This is a genomic window from Bilophila sp. T19-St14 (assembly GCF_059728385.1).
The window spans coordinates 2276577-2294858 of the sequence record NZ_BAAGFT010000001.1 but is presented as its reverse complement, the minus strand read 5'-3'; the positions used below and the strand labels follow the sequence as shown (position 1 = coordinate 2294858).

Genomic DNA, 18282 nt, shown 5'->3' with positions numbered 1-18282 from the left:
CCGTTCCCGGTACGGCCATAAGAGGGCCCCGCAGGGACGCATGGTTATGGCCGGCGGCAATCAGGGCTTTTTTCTTCGGACAAGGCCAATGGCCCTGTTCAAACAAAAAAGCCGTGGCTATTTTTCAAGGGCATCCCTATCCCAATAACCGCCTTTCCCGCTAAAAGCTTCACGGGAAGGGAGCCGGGGAAGGCATGGCGGATGCGCTTTTCATGAAGCTCCCTTCCTGACACAGACTACGCAGAGGCTCGTTTTGTTCGGCAAAAAAGACTCCGTGGACAAGGGCCTGCCGTTTGGGCTGACCCGGTTCCTCTCGTGGATATCCCTTATCCTCATCCTCGCTTCCAGCGTGACGCTGGCCTTCTTCATCGGCAATTCCGCACGCAACACGCTGCTGCTCCGCCAGCAGCAATACGCCATGCTCATGGCCAGCAACCTGAACCAGCAGATCTACCGCCGGTTCACGCTGCCGACCTTCCTCACCTTCGGGCGCATCGCCCTGCGCCAGAGCATGCAGTACCAGCAGCTTGATGATGTGGTGCAGTCCACCATCCTCGGCCTGCATTTGGAATCCCTGCGCATCTACGGGGCCGACAGGGTCGTCAACTACTCCATCAACCAGATGGAGCTGGGCCGGACGGACATCACGCCCGCGTCGATGGAGCGCGTCATGAGTTCGGGCATCCCCTTCTTTGAAACGCTCTCCAGCGTCAACATGCTTTCCGCCATGTTCATGCTCAAAATCCCGGACGGCAGCTACTCGCTGCGAACCATGTTCCCCCTGACCGTGGATCTCGGCATCAGCGAGAGCACCGGCAAACCGGAATCCCTTGTGACCGGCGTGTTGGAAATCACGCAGGACATCACCGACGATTACGACAGCGTCGTGCGCTTCCAGTGGCTTATCCTCGCCACATGCCTCGGATCGTCCGCCATCCTGTTCGCCATCCTCCAGTTCTTCATCATCAAGGCGGAACGCACCCTTGCCGAGCGCATGAGCCGCAACCGCAAGCTCGAGGCCGAACTCCATCAAAACGAAAAGCTCGCCAGCATGGGCCGCGTCATCGCCAGCATCGCCCATGAGATCCGCAATCCGCTCGGCATCATCCGATCCAGCGCCGAGTTCCTCATCCGGCGCACGCCGGAACAGGAAAAAAGCAGCCCCGCACAACGTATCCTTACAGCCATTTTCGATGAATCCTGCCGCTTGAGCCAGATCGTCAACGACTTCCTCGACTATGCCCGCCCCCGCGTGCCCCGTCAGGATCGCGTGGATATCAACGCGCTGCTGAATCAGGCCACCGGCTTCCTCAACGGCGAAATGAAACGCCTCGGCGTGGAGTGCATCCGTGATACGGAAGATTCCCTGTTCGTCCTTGGGGACAAGGATCTGCTGTACCGGGCCGTCTACAACATCTTGGTCAACGCGTATCAGGCCATCGGAGGCAGCGGGATCATCCGCATCCGCGGCGTACGGCGTGACGACGGCATGATCGAGCTCTCGTTCCACGACAGCGGCCCCGGTTTCCCGCCCGCCCTGCTGCACAAGCTTCTTGATCCCTTCTTTACCACCAAGGATCACGGCACGGGCCTCGGCTTGCCCATCGTGAACACCATCGTCACGTCGCACAACGGGGAACTGCTGCTGACCAACCCCGAAGGGGGCGGGGCCATGATCACCATCCTGCTCCCGGTTGCCAGCGAGCCGGATATAGGCGACACTCCCGAAAAAGGCGGACGGACGGATGCGGGCGCCGACGGCGAACCCGTGACGCTGACCGATCCGCTCCCCTCGGAAGAACACGATTTGCGGGAAGGCGACGCCTCTCCGCAGGCACGCTAGACAGATAAGGATAGTCTCATGAACGATAAGGTGCATCTGCTGCTGATTGACGACGAGAAAAACTACCTGCTCGTTCTGGAAACGCTGCTGACCGAAGCGGGATACGCCGTGACCGCGCTGAATGACCCGGAAACGGCGCTGGCTTTTCTCGAAGAGTCCGAAGTGGACATCGTCATCACGGACATGAAGATGCCCCGCATCTCCGGGCGCGAAGTGCTGGAACGGGTCAAAAAGAACTGGCCCCATATCCCGGTGCTCATCATGACGGCCTTCGGCTCCATCGAAAGCGCTGTGGAGGCCATGCGCTACGGGGCGTTCAACTACATCACCAAGCCCTTTTCCAATGACGAGCTGCTGCTTTCCATCCAGAACGCCGCCGAGCTGGCCCGCGCGCACCGCCAATACCAACTGTTGCGGGAAAGCCTTGAAGAGCGCTACGGCAAGCACCAGATCATCGGGCGCAGCCGGGCCATCCGCGACATGCTCGCCCTTGTGGATCGCGCCGGGCCGAGCCGCGCCACGGTGCTCATCACCGGCGAATCCGGCACCGGCAAGGAGCTCGTCGCGCGCGCCATCCACTTTTCCTCGCCGCGCAGCCAGGAACCTTTCGTTTCCGTAAACTGCATGGCCCTGAACCCCGGCGTGCTTGAAAGCGAACTCTTCGGGCACGAAAAAGGCTCCTTCACCGGCGCGGTCGCCATGCGCCGGGGGCGCTTCGAGCAGGCCAGCGGGGGCACGCTGTTCCTTGACGAAGTGGGCGAGCTGACCCCGGAATTGCAGGTCAAGCTGCTCCGCGTGCTTCAGGAACGCCGTTTCGAGCGCGTGGGCGGCAGCGAGGAAATCGAGGTCGACATCCGCATCGTCGCGGCGACGAACAAGGATCTCATGCCGCTGGTGCAGGCGGGGACGTTCCGCGAAGACCTCTATTACCGCCTCAACGTGGTGCATATTCCGATCCCGCCCCTGCGCGAACGCCGCGAGGACATCCCGCTGCTGGTGGCGCACTTCGCGGAAAAGGCCGCCAAGGAAAACGGCATCCCGCCCAAGACGTTTTCCACCGAAGCGCTGAACCATCTTTCCGGCTACGAGTGGCCCGGCAACATCCGGCAGTTGCAGAACGTGGTCGAACGCTGCCTTGTGCTCGTGCCCGGAGACGTGATCACCCTTGAGGATCTCCCCGCCGAGATCCGCGACGAGGAAGCGCAGTTCAAGAGCGCCGTGGATCTGCTCCCGGTGCAGCTTGATCTTGCCGATACCCTCGAACGCATTGAGGCCGCGCTTATCCGCCGCGCGCTCGTCCGCGCCGACTTCGTACAGGCCAAGGCCGCGGAATTGCTCGGCATATCCAAGAGCCTGATGCAGTACAAGCTGAAAAAATATAGTATTACCGGGCATTAGGGAAATTGGGGAAGGGAGGGGGAACTTTTCTGGAGAAAAGCTTCCCCCTCCCTTCCCCAAACCCCATCCCTCCCTCTCCAAAGACTTTTGACGTTATCGAATCCCTGTTGCCGGAGTTGCCTGTGGGCGAAGAACAGCCTGACGGGTTCCGTTCGGAGGCCCGCAATGCAGGGAAACTGCCGCCGGGTGAACTTCTCGCCTAGATCCGCCCGCCATCCGTCCCGTTTACAGAGATTGGCTTTGTTGCAGTAAACAGTTGCTGTTTTATCGGCTGAAATGAAGTAGATGGTAAAAATTGGCTGTGCCGTAGGAAACGGTTGAGGTTTTCTTTCTTGAAATTCCAAAGAAAGAACCAATAGAATCCCCCAATCATGGAGCCCACCAGAGAAAAATGGGAGAGAAAAGCATATAGTTTTCAGTATATTGATAGGTTCTGTTATAGTATGTGGCTGTTTCATCTCCACGGTGCGGTGGAAAATACAACCTTTTTTCCAGTTTTTCCCCTTGGCGGGATCCACGGCCAAGGCATTTTTCCGGTTATCCCTTTGGAGTTTCAAGGAAAAAGCATCAACCATTTTCTATAACACAGCCTATTGATACAACAAAACACCCACATACTATGACAGAGCCAAATTCCAAAGGAATAACTCATAAAATGCCCCAATCATGGAGCCCATCAGTGGAAAAAACTGGAGGAAAAGCCTCTATTTTCAGCATACTGTGGAAATAAAAAGTTCTGTCACAGCATGTGTGTATTTCATCTCCACAGCACAGTGAACATGCGGCCTTTTTCTCCAGTTTTCCCCTTGGCTGAATCCTTGGCTAAGGCACTTTGCTGGTTATCCCTTTGGAACTTCAAGGAAAAAATATCAAACGTTTTCTACGGCACAGCCAAATAAAACAACCAGACACTATGACAGAGCCAAAACGTTTCAGCCGTGGAGTCCGCCGGCGGAAAAGCCGGAACAGGCTGTATTTGTTCACCATACTGTGAAAATGGAATAACCAACCCATATAACAGGGCCAACATCTCTGAAGGGGAAGGTTTGGAGGGAAAGGAAAAACACGGGGTGTTCCCCCTTATCTCCAGAAAGTTTCCCCTTCCCTCCAAGGCCACTTTGCACCTCTACACCTTATCACCGAGCCTCGCATGAAAAAGAAAAAGCAAAACGGCGAAACGCCCCTTCCGGCGCGTGAAGCGGCGCTTCGGGTTTTAGAGCGCACGGGCATCAGCGCCCCCGTACAATCCCTGTTGGACACGAAATTGACAGGCGGCCTTTTTTCGCGTCAGGAGGCCGCTCTGACGACGGAACTCGTTTACGGGTATCTGAGGTCGGAAATTCGGATTTCGTGGCTTCTGAGCCAATTTATGAAGGCTCCTGAAAAGCTGCCCGCGTCCATGAAGCTCATGATCGGCATAGCGGCCTACGAACTGCTGTACCTTGACCGCATCCCCGCCCATGCCAGCGTCAGCGCCGCCGTGGATGCCGTGCGCTCCCGGTTCGGGCAAGGATTGTCCCGCGTCGCCAACGGCGTGCTCCGATCGCTGATCCGCCTCTCCGAAGCCGAAGATTTGAAAGCCCTCGCGTTCTATGAATCCCGCATCGCCGATCCGATGGAGCGCCTTTCCATCTTCCACAGCGTGCCCCGCTGGATACTCGAACTGTGGGCCGAAGGCTACGGGCCGGAAAAGGCCGATGCGTTCGCGCGGGCCGTTTCCGCCGTGCCGTCCCCCTGCGTCCGGGTGAACGCCGCCAGGGACGAATGGGAGGCCCTGCGCAGCTTCCTGTGCAGGGAAGGGGAGGCCGTGGGGATTTCAGGCGTCCGCTTCGCGCCCGGCACCCAGCCGGAGTATATGCGGGACTACCTGCGGCAGGGCAGGCTGTCCATACAGGGCGCGGGAAGCCAGCTTGTTCTGGAAGCGCTGGACGCGCCGCACTGGGAAGGCCCCGTATGGGACGCCTGCGCCGGACGCGGCGGCAAGACGCTCGCGCTCCTTGAACTGGGCGTGCCCGTCCTCGCCGCCAGCGATACCTATCAGCCCCGGCTGCGGGGCATGAGGGACGACGCCAAGCGCCTTGTGCTCAAGACGCCGCCGCTGTTCTGCGCCTCGGCGACCGAACCGGCCCTGCGGGGCACGCCCAAGACCATCCTGCTTGATGTCCCGTGCAGCGGCCTCGGCACGCTCGCCCGCCACCCTGACCTGCGCACGCTCCGCACGCCCGAACAGGTCGCCGGGCTGGTCGGGCTTCAGCGCCGCATACTCGACGCCGTATGGCCGTGCCTGCCTTCCGGCGGGCATATCGCCTACATCACCTGCACCATGAACCCCGCCGAAAACGAAGGGCAAATCGAAGCATTCCTCGCACGCACACCCGGCGCGTCGCTTGAAAAGCAGTGGCAGAGCACGCCCGACACTTTCGGCAGCGATTTAATGTATGGAGCAATGATCAAAAAGGCTGTGTTATAGAAAATGGTTGATGCTTTTTTCCTTGAAGCTCCAAAGGGATAACCGGCAAAATGCCTTAGCCAAGGATTCAGCCAAGGGGAAAACTGGAGAAAAAGGCCGCATGTTCACTGTACTGTGGAGATGAAACAACCATAAACTATAACAGAGCCATCAAAAAAAGCATAAGAGAGAGAGAGAGAGAGAGAGAGAGAAAGAAAGAAAGAAAGAAAGAAAGAAAGAAAGAAACCGCCAACGGCCAGCCGTTTCCCTGAAAAATCTCCCTGCATTTAGACTGCCATATAAAAATGCAGGGAATGCCTCAAGCGTTTGAAGCATTCCCTGCATTCGCAAAGAGGTGGATACCCTCATCGCAGCAGCGGCATGCTTCCGGTCAGTCTGTTGACCAGCTTTTTAGGGCCGCAAAGGCCGATGCCGAAATACCGCCATTCGCTTTCATCCGCCCGCGCCGCCTTGCCGATGTATTCGCCGTAGTTTTTGCAGCACTGGGCCACATCGGAAAAATCCGCAACAATCACATCCTGATAGCCGTCTCCATACAGTGTTTCCCTGATGGAGCGGATCTGTTCCGCATCCCCCCGCAAAATCGGTACCGGAAACGTAATAATGCCCAGATGGGCCTTTCCAGATCCATCGAAAACGTCCGCGCCGACCGCTTCGGGCATATGCTTGCCCAGCGTGATGCCCAAGATGGCGGCCGTGTTGGCGAGAAGGCCCAAAGGCAGGCTTTCGTCCAGAATCATTACGCATTTTGAATTCGTACTTCCCACGTCACTCTCCTTTTCAGGAAGGCTGTGCCATAGAAAACGGTTGATGCTTTATCTCTTGAAATTCCAAAGAAATAACCAATAAAATTCCCAGTCATGAAGCCAACCAGCGGAGAATTGGAGAAAAAGCATATTTTTTCAGCATATTGCCGAGATAAAACAAGCATGTGTATGACAGAGCCTTCAGAAAAAGCCTAGCACGGGGCCAGAGCAAACGCTTGCACGATATTGCCCACCATTTCCACCGTTCCATATCGAATACGGCCTTGCCCCGGAAACCATCTTTCCACATTTTCGTCACAAAAAAACGCCGGGTTCCCGAAAGGGAAACCGACGTTCGGAGGCGCATACCGCCCCCATCAAAAACCGTAGAGCTTTTTATTGTATTTTTACCATTTCGTAATGGTTACCGGCAAGTCACGGATAGCCTCGCGCAGCGCATCGGGTGAAGCGACGGCGGCCCCGACCTGTGCGACGACGAGCCCGGCGGCGTAGTTCGCCAACACGCAGGAAGCCAGAAGGGGCAGCCCGGCGGCAAGCCCCAGCCCAAGGGTGGCGATGACCGTATCGCCCGCGCCGGTCACGTCAAAAACGTCCTGCGCCATTGTGGGGACATGCCAAACATCGGAGGGGCCGGAGAACAGCGCCATGCCGTCCGAACCAAGGGTTGTGAGCAGATGCGGGCACCCGACCTTTTCCAGGATGGCGCGCCCGGCGGCAAGGATTTCCTCACGGTTCCGCACGGGCATCCCGGCGCACTCGCCCGTTTCCTTCGTATTCGGCGTGAGCAGGAACGAGCCGCCGTACAAGCCGACATTGCCCGGCTTGGGATCGATCAAGACCTTCACCTGATGCGGGCCGGCGGCGAGCAGCCCACGCAAGCGGGACATGAACGACAGGGAGACGATGCCCTTGCTGTAATCGGACAGGATGACCACATCGTGCGCCGGAAGCTGTTCCGCAATGACGGAAAGCAGGGCTTCCTGATCGCCGGAGGAAAGCGGGCTGGCGTCCTCGCTGTCCAAGCGCAGCATTTGCTGGCGCCGGGCCATGACGCGGGTTTTCACCGTGGTCGGACGCTGCGGCAGGGCCACGAACGAGCCGCAAATGCCTTCATCACGGGCGAGCCCCCGGATACGATCGGCGGAGGCATCCTTGCCCACCACGCCCACGAGCGTCGCTACGCCGCCAAGCGCCACGATATTGCGGGCCACATTGCCCGCGCCGCCGAGCAGGTAGCGTTCCTTTTCGATCCGGACGACGGGGACGGGCGCTTCCGGGGAAATGCGATCCGCGTCGCCTATAAGATAGGCATCCAGCATAATGTCGCCGACGACCAGCACGCGCCTGCCTGCCAGCCCGCCCACGACATCGGGCGTCAAGAGAACCGGGGACACGTCAGACATGGAAATCCTTTGGTTGAAGCTCATTCCGGTTTGGCTTCGGAAAGCTCCACCGAGAGCCCCAGACGGCTCAGGAGTTCCGCAAGCTGTTCTTCGGATTCGTAGGGAAGCGTGATCCGCCCCGCGTGGCCGGTCCCGGAAATGGACGCCTTGGGCGCGACGTTCTCCCGAAGCTGCCGGATGGCCAGCTTGATGCACGCGGGCTTGGGCGCACGGGCACTGCGGGCCGCGGGAGCGGGGGCCCCCATCAGCGAAGACGGCAACAGGCCGTTCCGTTTCCAGTGGATGACGGCTTCTTCGGCGTCACGCACGGAAAGGCGGCGCGTCATGACCGCATTGAACAGGATGTCCTGCAAAGCGCGTTCAGGAAGCGCCAGCACCGCACGGGCATGGCCGGGCGTAAACACGCCGTCCTTGAGCGCCTCCTGCATAGGCCGGGGGAGTTGGAGCAGGCGCAGGGAGTTGGCGACGGCGGAACGGCTTTTGCCAAGCCGCTGGGCCAGTTCTTCCTGGCTGTACGGCAAACGCTCGCGCAGGGACTGGATGGCTTGTGCCTCTTCAAGCGGGTTCAGATCCTCGCGCTGGAGGTTTTCGATAAGCGCGGCGGTCAGGGCGTCCTCATCGGACAGTTCCCGCAGATAAACGGGCACCTCGGTAAGCCCGGCGCGCTGCGCGGCCCGCCAACGGCGCTCGCCCGCCACGATCTCGTAGATGGTCGCCGTTTCCGTACGGCGCGGGCGCACCAGCAGCGGCTGGATGATGCCTTGGCTCCGAATGGAAGCCGCCAGCTCTTCAAGCGCGGCCTCGTCAAAATGCTTGCGGGGCTGCCCCTTGCAGGGGGTCAGGGCCGCGATGGGCAGAGTCGTCGTATGCTTGGGCGTCGAAGGCGCGGGCATCCCCGCATTGTCCGCCTTGCCCGAAGACGGGCGCTCCGCAGGCGTTACGTTGCGGAACAGCGCATCCAGACCGCGCCCCAAACCACGTTCATTCGCAGACATGGGAAAACCTCACAGTCGTTCAAGGCAGGGACGCCCTGCCGATGTTTTCACGTGAAACATTACTCCGACTTCGCGGTACGCGAGCCGGGCTTGCGCATGACGATTTCTTTGGCAAGATTCAGATAGGCCTCGGATCCCTTGGACTTGATGTCGTAATGGAGGATGGACTTGCCGAAGCTGGGGGCCTCGGAAAGCCGCACGGTGCGGGGGATGACCGTCTTGAAGATCTGATCCGGGAAGCAGCGGTTCACTTCCTCCTGCACTTGCCGCGTCAGACGGTTCCGCCCGTCGAACATGGTCAGCACCACGCCGAGAAGCCCCAACTGAGGGTTGAGGCGCTTCTTGACCTGTTCATAGGTTTGCAGCAGCTTGACGATGCCTTCCAAGGCAAAGAACTCGCATTGAAGCGGCACAAGGATCTCCCTGGCGGCGCACAGGGCATTGAGCGTAAGCAGGCCGAGCGACGGGGGGCAATCCAATATAATGAAATCAAAACGCTTTTCCAGCGGCTCCAGCAACTCGGAAAGATAGAATTCCCGCCCCATCTTATCCACAAGCTCCAATTCCGCCGCCGCCAGATCCGTACCGGAAGGCAAGAGGAACAGGTACGGCGAAACCGTGGACAAAATGGCCTCGTTGACCTTTTCAGGCTGGAAGAACGACGTGTACAGATTGGCCGGCAGCGCATCCTGACCGAAGCCGAGCCCGCTAGTAGTGTTCGCCTGCGGATCGCAGTCCACGAGCAGCACGCGTTTTTCCATAATCGCCAATGAAGCGGCGAGATTGATGGCGGTAGTGGTTTTGCCTACACCGCCTTTTTGATTGGCAATGGCAATGATTCGAGCCATGAACGTCCCTCTTTGGCAATAGGAGAAGCGCAAGGACATGAAAGGTGAAAAGGCCGAGGCTGCCTGAGCCTCATCCCTTCCCAGACAATTCCGCATGGCGGCCTTGCAAACGGCAGGCGGCTCCCCGTGCCGCATCTTCACGCATACGGCACGCAGCAAGGCCATACGGAAGCGTTCCCGGACGGCTGCGCCGGAAAATCCCCCTCATGGAGAACGGCAATGTTTCACGGGAAACAGGCACGCTTCCCTTACCGTTCTCTAGAAGATGTCACTCCTCACGTCAAGGGAAGGCGAAAAGAGAATAAGAAGAAACCGATGTTACCATGAGGGCAATTGAACTTTACAATTTGGATCTGCCACAGGATATGGTTGTTTCTCTCCACAGTATGGTGAAAATAGAGGCTTTTCTCTCGTTTTTCCGTTGGTGGACTCTCTAGTTGAGGCATTTTATTGGTTATTTCCTTGGAATTGTTGAGAAATAAAGCATCAACCAGTTCCTATGAACCGCCTGAATTTTTAGGTCGAGTCGTTGTTTTTACATGGAACTATTTGAAATCATTAAAAACAATCTTTTGCGCCCTCAAAAATAATTAAATAATTTCAATAAATTATATCTAATTAGTGACACGACCTAGGCCCTATCATGGTATGGACTTGTTTCATCTCCACCGTACTAAAAATACAGCCTTTTTCTCCAGTTTCCCCCTTAGCGGAATCCACGGCTAAGACATTTTGCTGGTTATTCCTTTGAAACTTCGAGGAAAAAAGCACCAGCCATTTTTATGATAGGCTCTGTCATAGTGTGTGGTGGTTTCATCTCCACAGCACGGTGAAAAGACAGCCTTTTTCTCCGGTTTTCCCCTTGGCTGAATCCATAGCTGAAGCGTTTTTCTGGCTATTCCTTTGGAATTTCAATAAAAAAGCATCAGCCATTTTCTAGGATACAGCCTCATGATAAAGCCAAATTTTACAACCTTAAAGTTTTAGGCACTCCCGATCCGGCATTGAACAACGCAAATACGCTGTTCTTATACCTTCACAGCGACCGCCTGCTTCCCACAGCCGGAAGAACCTTTTCAAGGTAAAATCACCCTAAAAAAACAGAACATATTATATTCGGAGACGCCCGCCGGGACGAGACGAGGAAAGCTCCCGTTCGGCACGGCCCCAAAAAAATGGAATGCGCCCATTCCTTATGTGCGTTTTGCCCTTTCAGGGGAGCCGCCCAGATTTTCCCTCTGCAAACGGCCTTGCAAAGACCTATCCTACCTCCGGGCAAGGCTCGTTCACCAGACGCTCCCACTGTTCGAGGAAGGCAGCCCGGCTTTTCGCCTCCCAGTGCTCCATCTCCCGGATAAAAGCCCTTGCCTTGCCCCGCAAAGCCTCTTCCGTCCCGGAATTGGCGATGACCTGATCGCACCCCGCCATCTTGCGTTCCTGCGTCCACTGGAGGCCGTCCATCCGGGCCATGAACGTATCCGACCAGCCACGCACTTCCAGCAGGCGGCGGCAGCGTTCGCCCTGCTCGCAGGAAATCCCCACAACGTAGGGCCGCCGTTCTCCGCACAACTTGCGGCTCCAGCCGGACTCGAACCACAGCGGCACCTCGGCGACGGCGTAGCCCCGCCCCGCTTCTTCCTGCCCGCTCCAGAAGCGTTCAAGATCATCCAGCACCAGCGGGTGCAGCAGGCTTTCCAACTCGTGCACATCCACGCCCGACTCAGCTTCCGGCAACAACGCGGCAGCCAAAGCCTTACGATCCACAGGCGAACGGTCGTCGGGAATAAACCGATCGCCATAGCGCAGGCGCAGCGCCTGCCAAGCCTCCCGGCCCGGCTCATAGAGCCGGATTACCGCCGCGTCCGCGCTCCATATCGGGACGCCCTCCTCCGCCAGCATCCGCATGAACAGCGACTTCCCCGATCCCGCCACGCCGGTTACGACGACGCGCCGCATATGACGTTCCAACGTCAGCGCCGCCTGGATGAAATCCTCCGGCGGCGGACAGGTGAAGGCCATCTTCTCGCCCGTAAACGGATGGATGAACGACAAATGCCATGCGTGCAGCATCTGACGCGGAGCCGGATCGTGCTTGAGCAGCACGCCGGGGACGGGCGGCGTCAGAGCCTGACCGCCCCTTCCATATAATTTGTCGCCCCAGAGGGGATGCCCGACATGCGCCATATGCACACGGATCTGGTGCGTGCGGCCCGTGAAAATCCGTACCCCAAGCAGGCTGTAGCCCTGCCCCTTGTGCAGCACGCGCCACTCGCTGCGGGCTTCCTTCCCGTTTTTCACCACTGCAACCTTGACCTTCACCGTGGGATGCCTGCCGAGCGGCGCATCCACCGTGCCCGCCGGGGCGGGGACGCCCTGCACCAAAGCAAGGTACTCCTTCCGTATTTCCCGTGCCGCGAACGCCTCGGAAAGCCGCATCCTCGCCTCTTCCGTAAGCGCCACGCAGATAAGCCCGGAGGTGTCCTTGTCCAGACGGTGCACGATGCCGGGCCGGAAGCCTTCCTGCGCCCGCAGGGACGGGAAACGCGCCACCAGCCGGTGGACGAGCGTCCCCTCAGGGCAGCTCGGCGCGGGGTGTACGGTCATCCCCGCCGGTTTGTTGAGCACGGCAAGCCACGCATCCTGATAGAGGATCTCCAGTTCGCCCTCTTCCGGCTGCACGGATGTCGGCTCCGCTTCCATCCTGAGTTCCACGGACTGCCCGGCCCCTACCTTGGCGGAGACATCCGTACACACGGCCCCGTCAACAAGACAGCCGCCATCCCGGATGGCACGCTTCACTTTTTCACGTGAAACATCCTGTTCCCGCAGGGCCTCTCCAAGGAAACGGTCAAGCCGCACCCGCCCGCCGTCAACTGTGAAAGCAAATGTTCGTGTCATAAGGAATATCGGTAGAGGTGGGGTGTAACGGGGAGGAAGGAATCCTCTTCAAGAGGATTTCTTCCTCCCCGGACATATCTCCTTCCCGCCTCAAGCAGGACGAGGAGGCCGCTCAAAAGAACCCATTCCGGCTTTTTCCATGAAAACACACAATCAAAGCGGAAGCAAACGCAACAGCCTGCCTTCACACGTTTCTTATTTGCGCAGAAAACCGGGGAGCTTGAAATACAACTGCGAAAGCGGATCAAAGAGGCTTCCGGGCAGCCATGACGCCAGCCAGAACAGGCGGATCTTGGGCGAGGATACATAAGGAGCCACCAGCCTGCGGGCCTCCGCCCCGCTGCCCTCGCGCCACAGGGCCACGGCCTTCTGGAACGCGGCCCGGCGGGTCAGGATCCCGACCAGATCGGGATAGTCCCGGTCATAGCCGGGGTACAGCCTCCGGTGCTTGTCGAGGATACGGAGCGTTTCATCCGCGAACTGGCCGAACTTGCGGAACGTCGTATTTACGCCGTGGACGCGCCAACGGGTCAGCGGCTCGTCCACATGATCCAGTTCCCACGTTTTGGCGATGCGATAAAACACATCCGCCTCTTCGCATACGTTCAGGGATTCGTCGAACCACTCGCCCAGGCTGTCCAGCGCCGATTTGCGGATCATGGCCGAGGACATGGAAATCCACTGCCGGGTCATGAGTTCGCGGAACACCATGCCCCGCGCCGGATGCGTCGACTCGAACATCCGCGAAAGCGTGCCCTTCCCGCTGAACATCTCGGTATCCGTGCTCACCAGGCCGAGCCTCGGATTGGCATCGAACAGCATCACCTGCTTTTCCAGCTTGGTGGGAAGCCATTCGTCATCACAGTCCAGAAACGCCAGCAGGGAACCCTCAGCCTTGGCAATGGCAAGGTTCCGCGCGGCCCCAAGCGGAACCGTCTTCTCGGCGAGGAAATACCGCACCTTCCCGCCGTAGCTCTGCGCGATGGCGGCGCTGTCGTCCGTGGAACAGTTGTCCCAGAACACGATTTCCCAATCGGGCCACGACTGCCGGAACACCGAATCCATCGCCTCGCGAAGGTGTTCCGCGCTGTTGTAGCAATTCATGATCACCGTAACTTTCGGCATAGAGACCTCTTGTTGGAAGGGGGGAGAAAAACGTGTGGGGAGGGGAAGGAGGCCCTTTCTGGAGAAAGGGCCTCCTTCCCCTCCCCACGCCCCTCCCCTTCCTCCCCAAAGACTTTCGTAAATGGGGCGAACGGCGTGTGGGGCGGCCCGGCGGCTTGACCCGGAAAACAGTTTCCCGGCAGCGCCGTCCACAAAAAACTCAAGGGGCGTCAAAAAAACGACGCGCATAATCGCCTTTTCAGCCCTTAAAAAAAATTTTCCGACCCGTTTCCCGTCCGTATCCCGTTTTTACAGCGGAGAGCCTATTGACGCGCAATATCGGCCCCGGCTCCTGAACACACAAGCGCAGCGCCGGGCGTTCAGGAGCCGGGGCCGCACTGAAGGGGTCCGGGGGGAATCATTCCCCCCGGCGGGGTCAAGGGGCGGGGCCCCTTGCCGCCGGAGGCATCCCACGGCGGCATCCCCGCTACTTCACCGCTTCGATGATCCCCGCACAAACGGACTCGACATCCTCACGGCTCAGGCCGGGATGCAAGGGCAGCGTCAACAGCTCGCCGTGCAATTGCTCGGTCACGGGCAGGGACGGCTTGCCCCCGCCGTACAGCGACAACAAATGGTTCGGCTTGTAGTGCTGGCCCGTGGGGATGCCTTGGGCATCCAGCGCGCCGATGACGTCATGCCGACGCCCGTTCAGGATGCGCACCGGGAAAATATGCGGCACGATCCACGCTTCCGGCTCAGCCGTGAGCAGCGCCACGCCGGGCACGCCGGAAAGCCGTTCGCGGTACAGATCCGCAAGCTCACGGCGCTTGGGGGCGAATTCGCCGTCCAGCCGGGCCAACTGCACCCGACCGATGGCCGCCATGATGTTGCTCATGTGGTAACGCCAGCCCTGCCGCTCCACGTCGAACTCCCAACTGCGCTGCCCGGAAAAACGCTTTTCGGTGTCCTTTTCCACGGAAAGCAGACGCCCGTCGCGCGCGGCCTCGGCCACCGCCTGATCCGAGGCCACGATGCAGCCGCCTTCGCCGCAGGTGATGTTCTTGATGCCGTCAAAGCTGAAACAGGCCACATCCCCGAAGCTGCCGATCTTGCGGCCCTTGTACAGGCATCCGAACGCATGGGCGGCATCTTCGATGACCCGCAGGCCGTGCTTTTCCGCAAACGCATACACGCCGTCCAGATTGACCGGGTTGCTCGCATAGTGCACCGGCATGATGGCCTTGGTGCACGGGGTAAGGCGCTTTTCCGCATCGGCGAGATCGATGGTCGCCGTATCAAGGCGCGCATCGCAGGCCACGGGGACGGCCCCGGCCCCGCTGATGGCCTGAAAGGACGCCACGAACGTCAGCGAAGGCACCAGCACTTCCGCGCCGCTCCCGTGCCCGAGCACGGCCTCGACAGCCAGATGCAGGGCGGCCGTCCCGGTATTGACGGAAATGACCCAGCTCGCGGGCACGCCCAGATAAGCCGCTACATCAGCCTCAAATTGCTGCACTTCCTTGCCGATGCCCAAGTAGCCGTCTTCGCAGATGACGCGGCGCACGGCCTCGGCTTCGGCCTCGCCAACGATGGAACGGGAAAGTCTCATGCTCATGTCAGTCTCCGGGGGTTCCCCCCCTGCCCCGCCGTGCGGCGGGCGCATAGGTCGGCGCCGCATGGCGGACGCCAGAAAAAGGGGCAGGGAAAACCCTGCCCTGACGTGTTACCAATGATAAGGGATATCCTGCGAATCGACGTCCTTGCGGAGCCCTTCCGCCGGATCGTGCGGGATGTCCGGGCAGTTGCAGATAACCGCAGGAACGCCCCCCGCCGCCGTAAAGCCGTACCAGACACGCGGCGGGATTTGCAGCAGCGCGTAGTTGTCCGGCCTGCCGAGCAGCACTTCCATGATCCGCCCGTACGTCGGGGACTCCGGGCGGCCGTCATACAGGACAATCTTCAGCCGCCCCACCGGTACGGCGAAACGCTGCGTCTGGCGCGTGTGGCATTTCCATGCCTTCACGCATCCCGGCTCAACTTCGGAAAAGTACACTTCCCCGATCTCCCCGAACAGCGGGGAGGCCGGGCGCATCATGTGCATGACCGGGCCGCCGTTCGTGGGGATGACGGCCAAATCCTGCAACTCCACGTCCTTAATAACGGATTCCATCGGAACTCCACGGCAGCCCCAACGCGGCGGCCTTGCGGCAGTAATCCTGAATCTGCGACTGCGTGAACGCGTAAATGTCCGCGCCCTGCCCCTTGTAAAACACTTCGTACCACTTGGCGGTAAACCGCATGGTCGTGTCGAAATCCAGCGTGGCGCGCCAGTTGAGGCAGGCCAGCGCCTTGTCGCAGCACAGCTTGAGCAGGGTGCATTCCTTCATCCCGGCCTGCCCCGCCAAATCCATCTTGCTGCCGAACCCGGCCCACTGGCTTTCCAGCGCCCGCACCACATCGGCTACGGTGTGGCTGGCGTCGGAAGAAGGCCCGAAGTTGAACGCCTCGCCGTCGAGCCTGAACCCTTCATGGCAGCCGTCGCCCTTGCCCGATTTCACCGCGTCGCGGTGCGCGGCGAACAGCTTCGCGCCGAGCCACAGGTAGCCGGAAAGCGGCTCCAGCACATGCTGCCACGGGCGGGTGGCGTGCGGGCTGCGGATTTCCACTTCCCTGCCCTCGCTCCACGCGCGGGCGCAGTCGGGCACGATGCGGTCAGCCGCCCAGTCGCCGCCGCCGATGACGTTCCCGGCGCGGGTCGTGGCGCAATACGGCGTATTCACCGGATCGCCGAAAAACGACTTGAAATAGGAATGCGCGATGATCTCGGCGCAGCCCTTGGATGCGCTGTAGGGATCGTAGCCGCCCAGATGGTCGGTTTCACGATAGCCCCACACCCATTCGTCATTGCGGTACGCCTTGTCGCTGGTGATGCTGACCACGGCCTCAACCGAAGGCGTCACGCGCACGGCTTCCAGCACGTTGAGCGTGCCCATCGCGTTGACTTCGATGGTGTCGGCGGGGTTTTCGTAGGAAGCGCGCACAAGCGCCTGCGCAGCCAAGTGGAACACGATTTCGGGCTTGAACTCCCGCATGGCTTCGATGAGCGCCTTGCGGTCACGCACATCGCCCCGATAGTCGCGGATACGCCCGCCAAGCCCGATCACGTCGAAATGCGACGGGGCGGTCGGCACGGCGTCCGAAAAACCGGCGACTTCCGCGCCCATCTGGAGCAGCCACGCCGTCAGCCACGAACCCTTGAATCCGGTGTGCCCGGTGACGAACACCCGGCGGCCTTCATAGATATGACCAAACATAGATTGTCCTTGGGGGAGAATGCCTCCGGCGGAGGGCTGCCGCCCTCCGGGCTCCTGCCGGGGGGAATGATTCCCCCCGGCCCTTCAGCGCCGCCGCATCCCGCACAGGCCATGCGCCTGCATGGGATACGGCGGTTCTGTGGGCGTCGGGCATCCTTTTTCACAATGCCGCAACGGAGCCGCCGGGAAACTGTTTTTCAAAGAAAGGCGTATCGGAATGCCCTTCCCTCAGCCCGCCCCGCTTGCAAAAGCCTTGGGAGGGAGAGGGATGGGGTGCGTGGGAAGGGTAAGGGAAGCCCTTCTCCAGAAGGGTTCCCTCCCCCTTCCCCCGCATATCAAAATCTTATTTGCACCACGGGGCGTTGCCCTTGTCCCAAAGGGCATTGAGCGCCTGCGCGTCACGCAAGGTATCCATGCACTGCCAGAAACCGGTGTGGCGGTACATGGAAAGCTGGCCTTCGGCGGCAAGGCGTTCGAGCGGCTCCTTTTCGAGATCGCAGGACTCGTCCTCAGAAAGATAGTCAAGGAATTCGCGCTTGAACACGAAGAACCCGCAGTTGATGTATTCGTCCAGGACGGGCTTTTCCTGCCAAGACAGGATGTTCCCGTTTTCATCGGTCTTGACGGAACCGAAGCGGGAAGGCATCCGGACGCCGGTGAAGGTCGCCATCTTGCCGGATTTGATATGGAAATCGACCAGTTCGCTGATATTGATGTCGGAAACGCCGTCCCCGTAGGTGACCATGAAGCGATCCGTGTCGATGTGCTGCGCGATGCGCTTGATGCGCGCCCCCTTCAGGGTTTCCTGCCCGGTGTCGGACATGGTGACGCGCCAGTCGGTCACCTGCGCGGTCGGGTGGTAGGTCGTCGAGCCGGTGGCGAGATCCACGGTGAAGTCCGCATTGCGCATACGGTAATCGTGGAAATACTGCTTGATGACCTCCCCCTTGTAGCCGAGGGGCAGCACAAAATCCTTGTGACCGTACCGGGCGTACATGGACATGATATGCCACAGCACCGGACGCCCGCCGATTTCGACCATCGGCTTGGGTTTGAACTCGGTTTCTTCGCGGAGCCGGGTTCCCTTACCGCCACACAGAATAATAACTTTCATGGACTTGCCTCATGTTTCCAGATATAGGAAGCTCCGTATCCCGACCGGACTGCCGGAGTGCGGCCACACTAGCAAAACACGCGGCAAAGGTGAATACCCCGTCCTTCCGGGCAAAAAGCCGCCGC

The 18282-nt window shown here is 59.6% G+C and carries 14 protein-coding genes; 3 read left to right on the top strand and 11 right to left on the bottom strand.

Annotated features, from left to right (window positions below):
* Positions 1 to 253 precede the first annotated feature (253 nt).
* Together AC6I1V_RS09710 and AC6I1V_RS09705 are read left to right on the top strand one after the other, a co-directional pair.
* Positions 254 to 1843: a sensor histidine kinase gene (locus AC6I1V_RS09710; protein ID WP_337432292.1), complete on the top strand. Its 1590-nt coding sequence runs from the start codon at positions 254 to 256 to the stop codon at positions 1841 to 1843.
* A gap of 18 nt (positions 1844 to 1861) precedes the next feature.
* A complete protein-coding gene (locus AC6I1V_RS09705; RefSeq protein ID WP_005028077.1) occupies positions 1862 to 3241 on the top strand; it encodes a sigma-54-dependent transcriptional regulator in 1380 nt (459 codons plus the stop codon).
* Here the strand turns inward: AC6I1V_RS09705 and AC6I1V_RS09700 are convergent.
* Positions 3238 to 3816 (bottom strand): hypothetical protein, encoded by a 579-nt coding sequence (locus AC6I1V_RS09700; protein WP_497736973.1) that lies wholly within the window; start codon positions 3814 to 3816, stop codon positions 3238 to 3240. The two genes, AC6I1V_RS09705 and AC6I1V_RS09700, sit on opposite strands and share 4 nt — an antisense overlap.
* A gap of 575 nt (positions 3817 to 4391) precedes the next feature.
* Here AC6I1V_RS09700 and AC6I1V_RS09695 point away from each other — a divergent pair.
* The gene (locus tag AC6I1V_RS09695; protein WP_486853378.1) at positions 4392 to 5711 is read left to right on the top strand and encodes an RsmB/NOP family class I SAM-dependent RNA methyltransferase; all 1320 of its coding nucleotides are present in this window, start codon (positions 4392 to 4394) and stop codon (positions 5709 to 5711) included.
* 344 nt (positions 5712 to 6055) lie between these two features.
* On the opposite strand, the gene AC6I1V_RS09690 is transcribed toward AC6I1V_RS09695, so the two are convergent.
* From AC6I1V_RS09690 to rfbF, 10 genes are all read right to left on the bottom strand, one after another.
* Positions 6056 to 6478 carry a DUF2000 domain-containing protein gene (locus AC6I1V_RS09690; protein ID WP_486853379.1) on the bottom strand — a complete coding sequence of 141 codons (423 nt, stop codon included), beginning with the start codon at positions 6476 to 6478 and terminating at the stop codon, positions 6056 to 6058.
* Between the two features lie 386 nt (positions 6479 to 6864).
* Complete coding sequence (gene rfaE1 / locus AC6I1V_RS09685; RefSeq protein WP_486853380.1) at positions 6865 to 7881, bottom strand: D-glycero-beta-D-manno-heptose-7-phosphate kinase; 1017 nt, start codon at positions 7879 to 7881, stop codon at positions 6865 to 6867.
* Between the two features lie 20 nt (positions 7882 to 7901).
* Positions 7902 to 8876, bottom strand: a complete 975-nt coding sequence (locus AC6I1V_RS09680; RefSeq protein WP_486849345.1) for a ParB/RepB/Spo0J family partition protein — start codon at positions 8874 to 8876, stop codon at positions 7902 to 7904.
* 59 nt (positions 8877 to 8935) lie between these two features.
* Complete coding sequence (locus AC6I1V_RS09675) at positions 8936 to 9724, bottom strand: ParA family protein (protein ID WP_308771417.1); 789 nt, start codon at positions 9722 to 9724, stop codon at positions 8936 to 8938.
* A 1260-nt stretch (positions 9725 to 10984) separates the two neighbouring features.
* Complete coding sequence (locus tag AC6I1V_RS09670; protein ID WP_486853381.1) at positions 10985 to 12622, bottom strand: dephospho-CoA kinase; 1638 nt, start codon at positions 12620 to 12622, stop codon at positions 10985 to 10987.
* 195 nt (positions 12623 to 12817) lie between these two features.
* On the bottom strand, positions 12818 to 13747 hold the full coding sequence (locus AC6I1V_RS09665; RefSeq protein ID WP_482331402.1) for a glycosyltransferase family 2 protein: 930 nt from the start codon (positions 13745 to 13747) through the stop codon (positions 12818 to 12820).
* 466 nt (positions 13748 to 14213) lie between these two features.
* Positions 14214 to 15344, bottom strand: a complete 1131-nt coding sequence (locus tag AC6I1V_RS09660) for a DegT/DnrJ/EryC1/StrS family aminotransferase (RefSeq protein ID WP_486853382.1) — start codon at positions 15342 to 15344, stop codon at positions 14214 to 14216.
* Positions 15345 to 15452: 108 nt separating this feature from the next.
* The gene (locus AC6I1V_RS09655; RefSeq protein WP_486853383.1) at positions 15453 to 15899 is read right to left on the bottom strand and encodes a dTDP-4-dehydrorhamnose 3,5-epimerase; all 447 of its coding nucleotides are present in this window, start codon (positions 15897 to 15899) and stop codon (positions 15453 to 15455) included.
* Entirely contained in the window at positions 15883 to 17043 is a 1161-nt protein-coding gene (rfbG, locus tag AC6I1V_RS09650) for a CDP-glucose 4,6-dehydratase (protein ID WP_308772236.1), read from the bottom strand. Before rfbG ends, AC6I1V_RS09655 begins: the two co-directional genes overlap by 17 nt.
* Positions 17044 to 17386: 343 nt before the next feature.
* Positions 17387 to 18157 carry a glucose-1-phosphate cytidylyltransferase gene (gene rfbF, locus AC6I1V_RS09645; protein ID WP_302551912.1) on the bottom strand — a complete coding sequence of 257 codons (771 nt, stop codon included), beginning with the start codon at positions 18155 to 18157 and terminating at the stop codon, positions 17387 to 17389.
* Between the last annotated feature and the right edge of the window lie 125 nt (positions 18158 to 18282).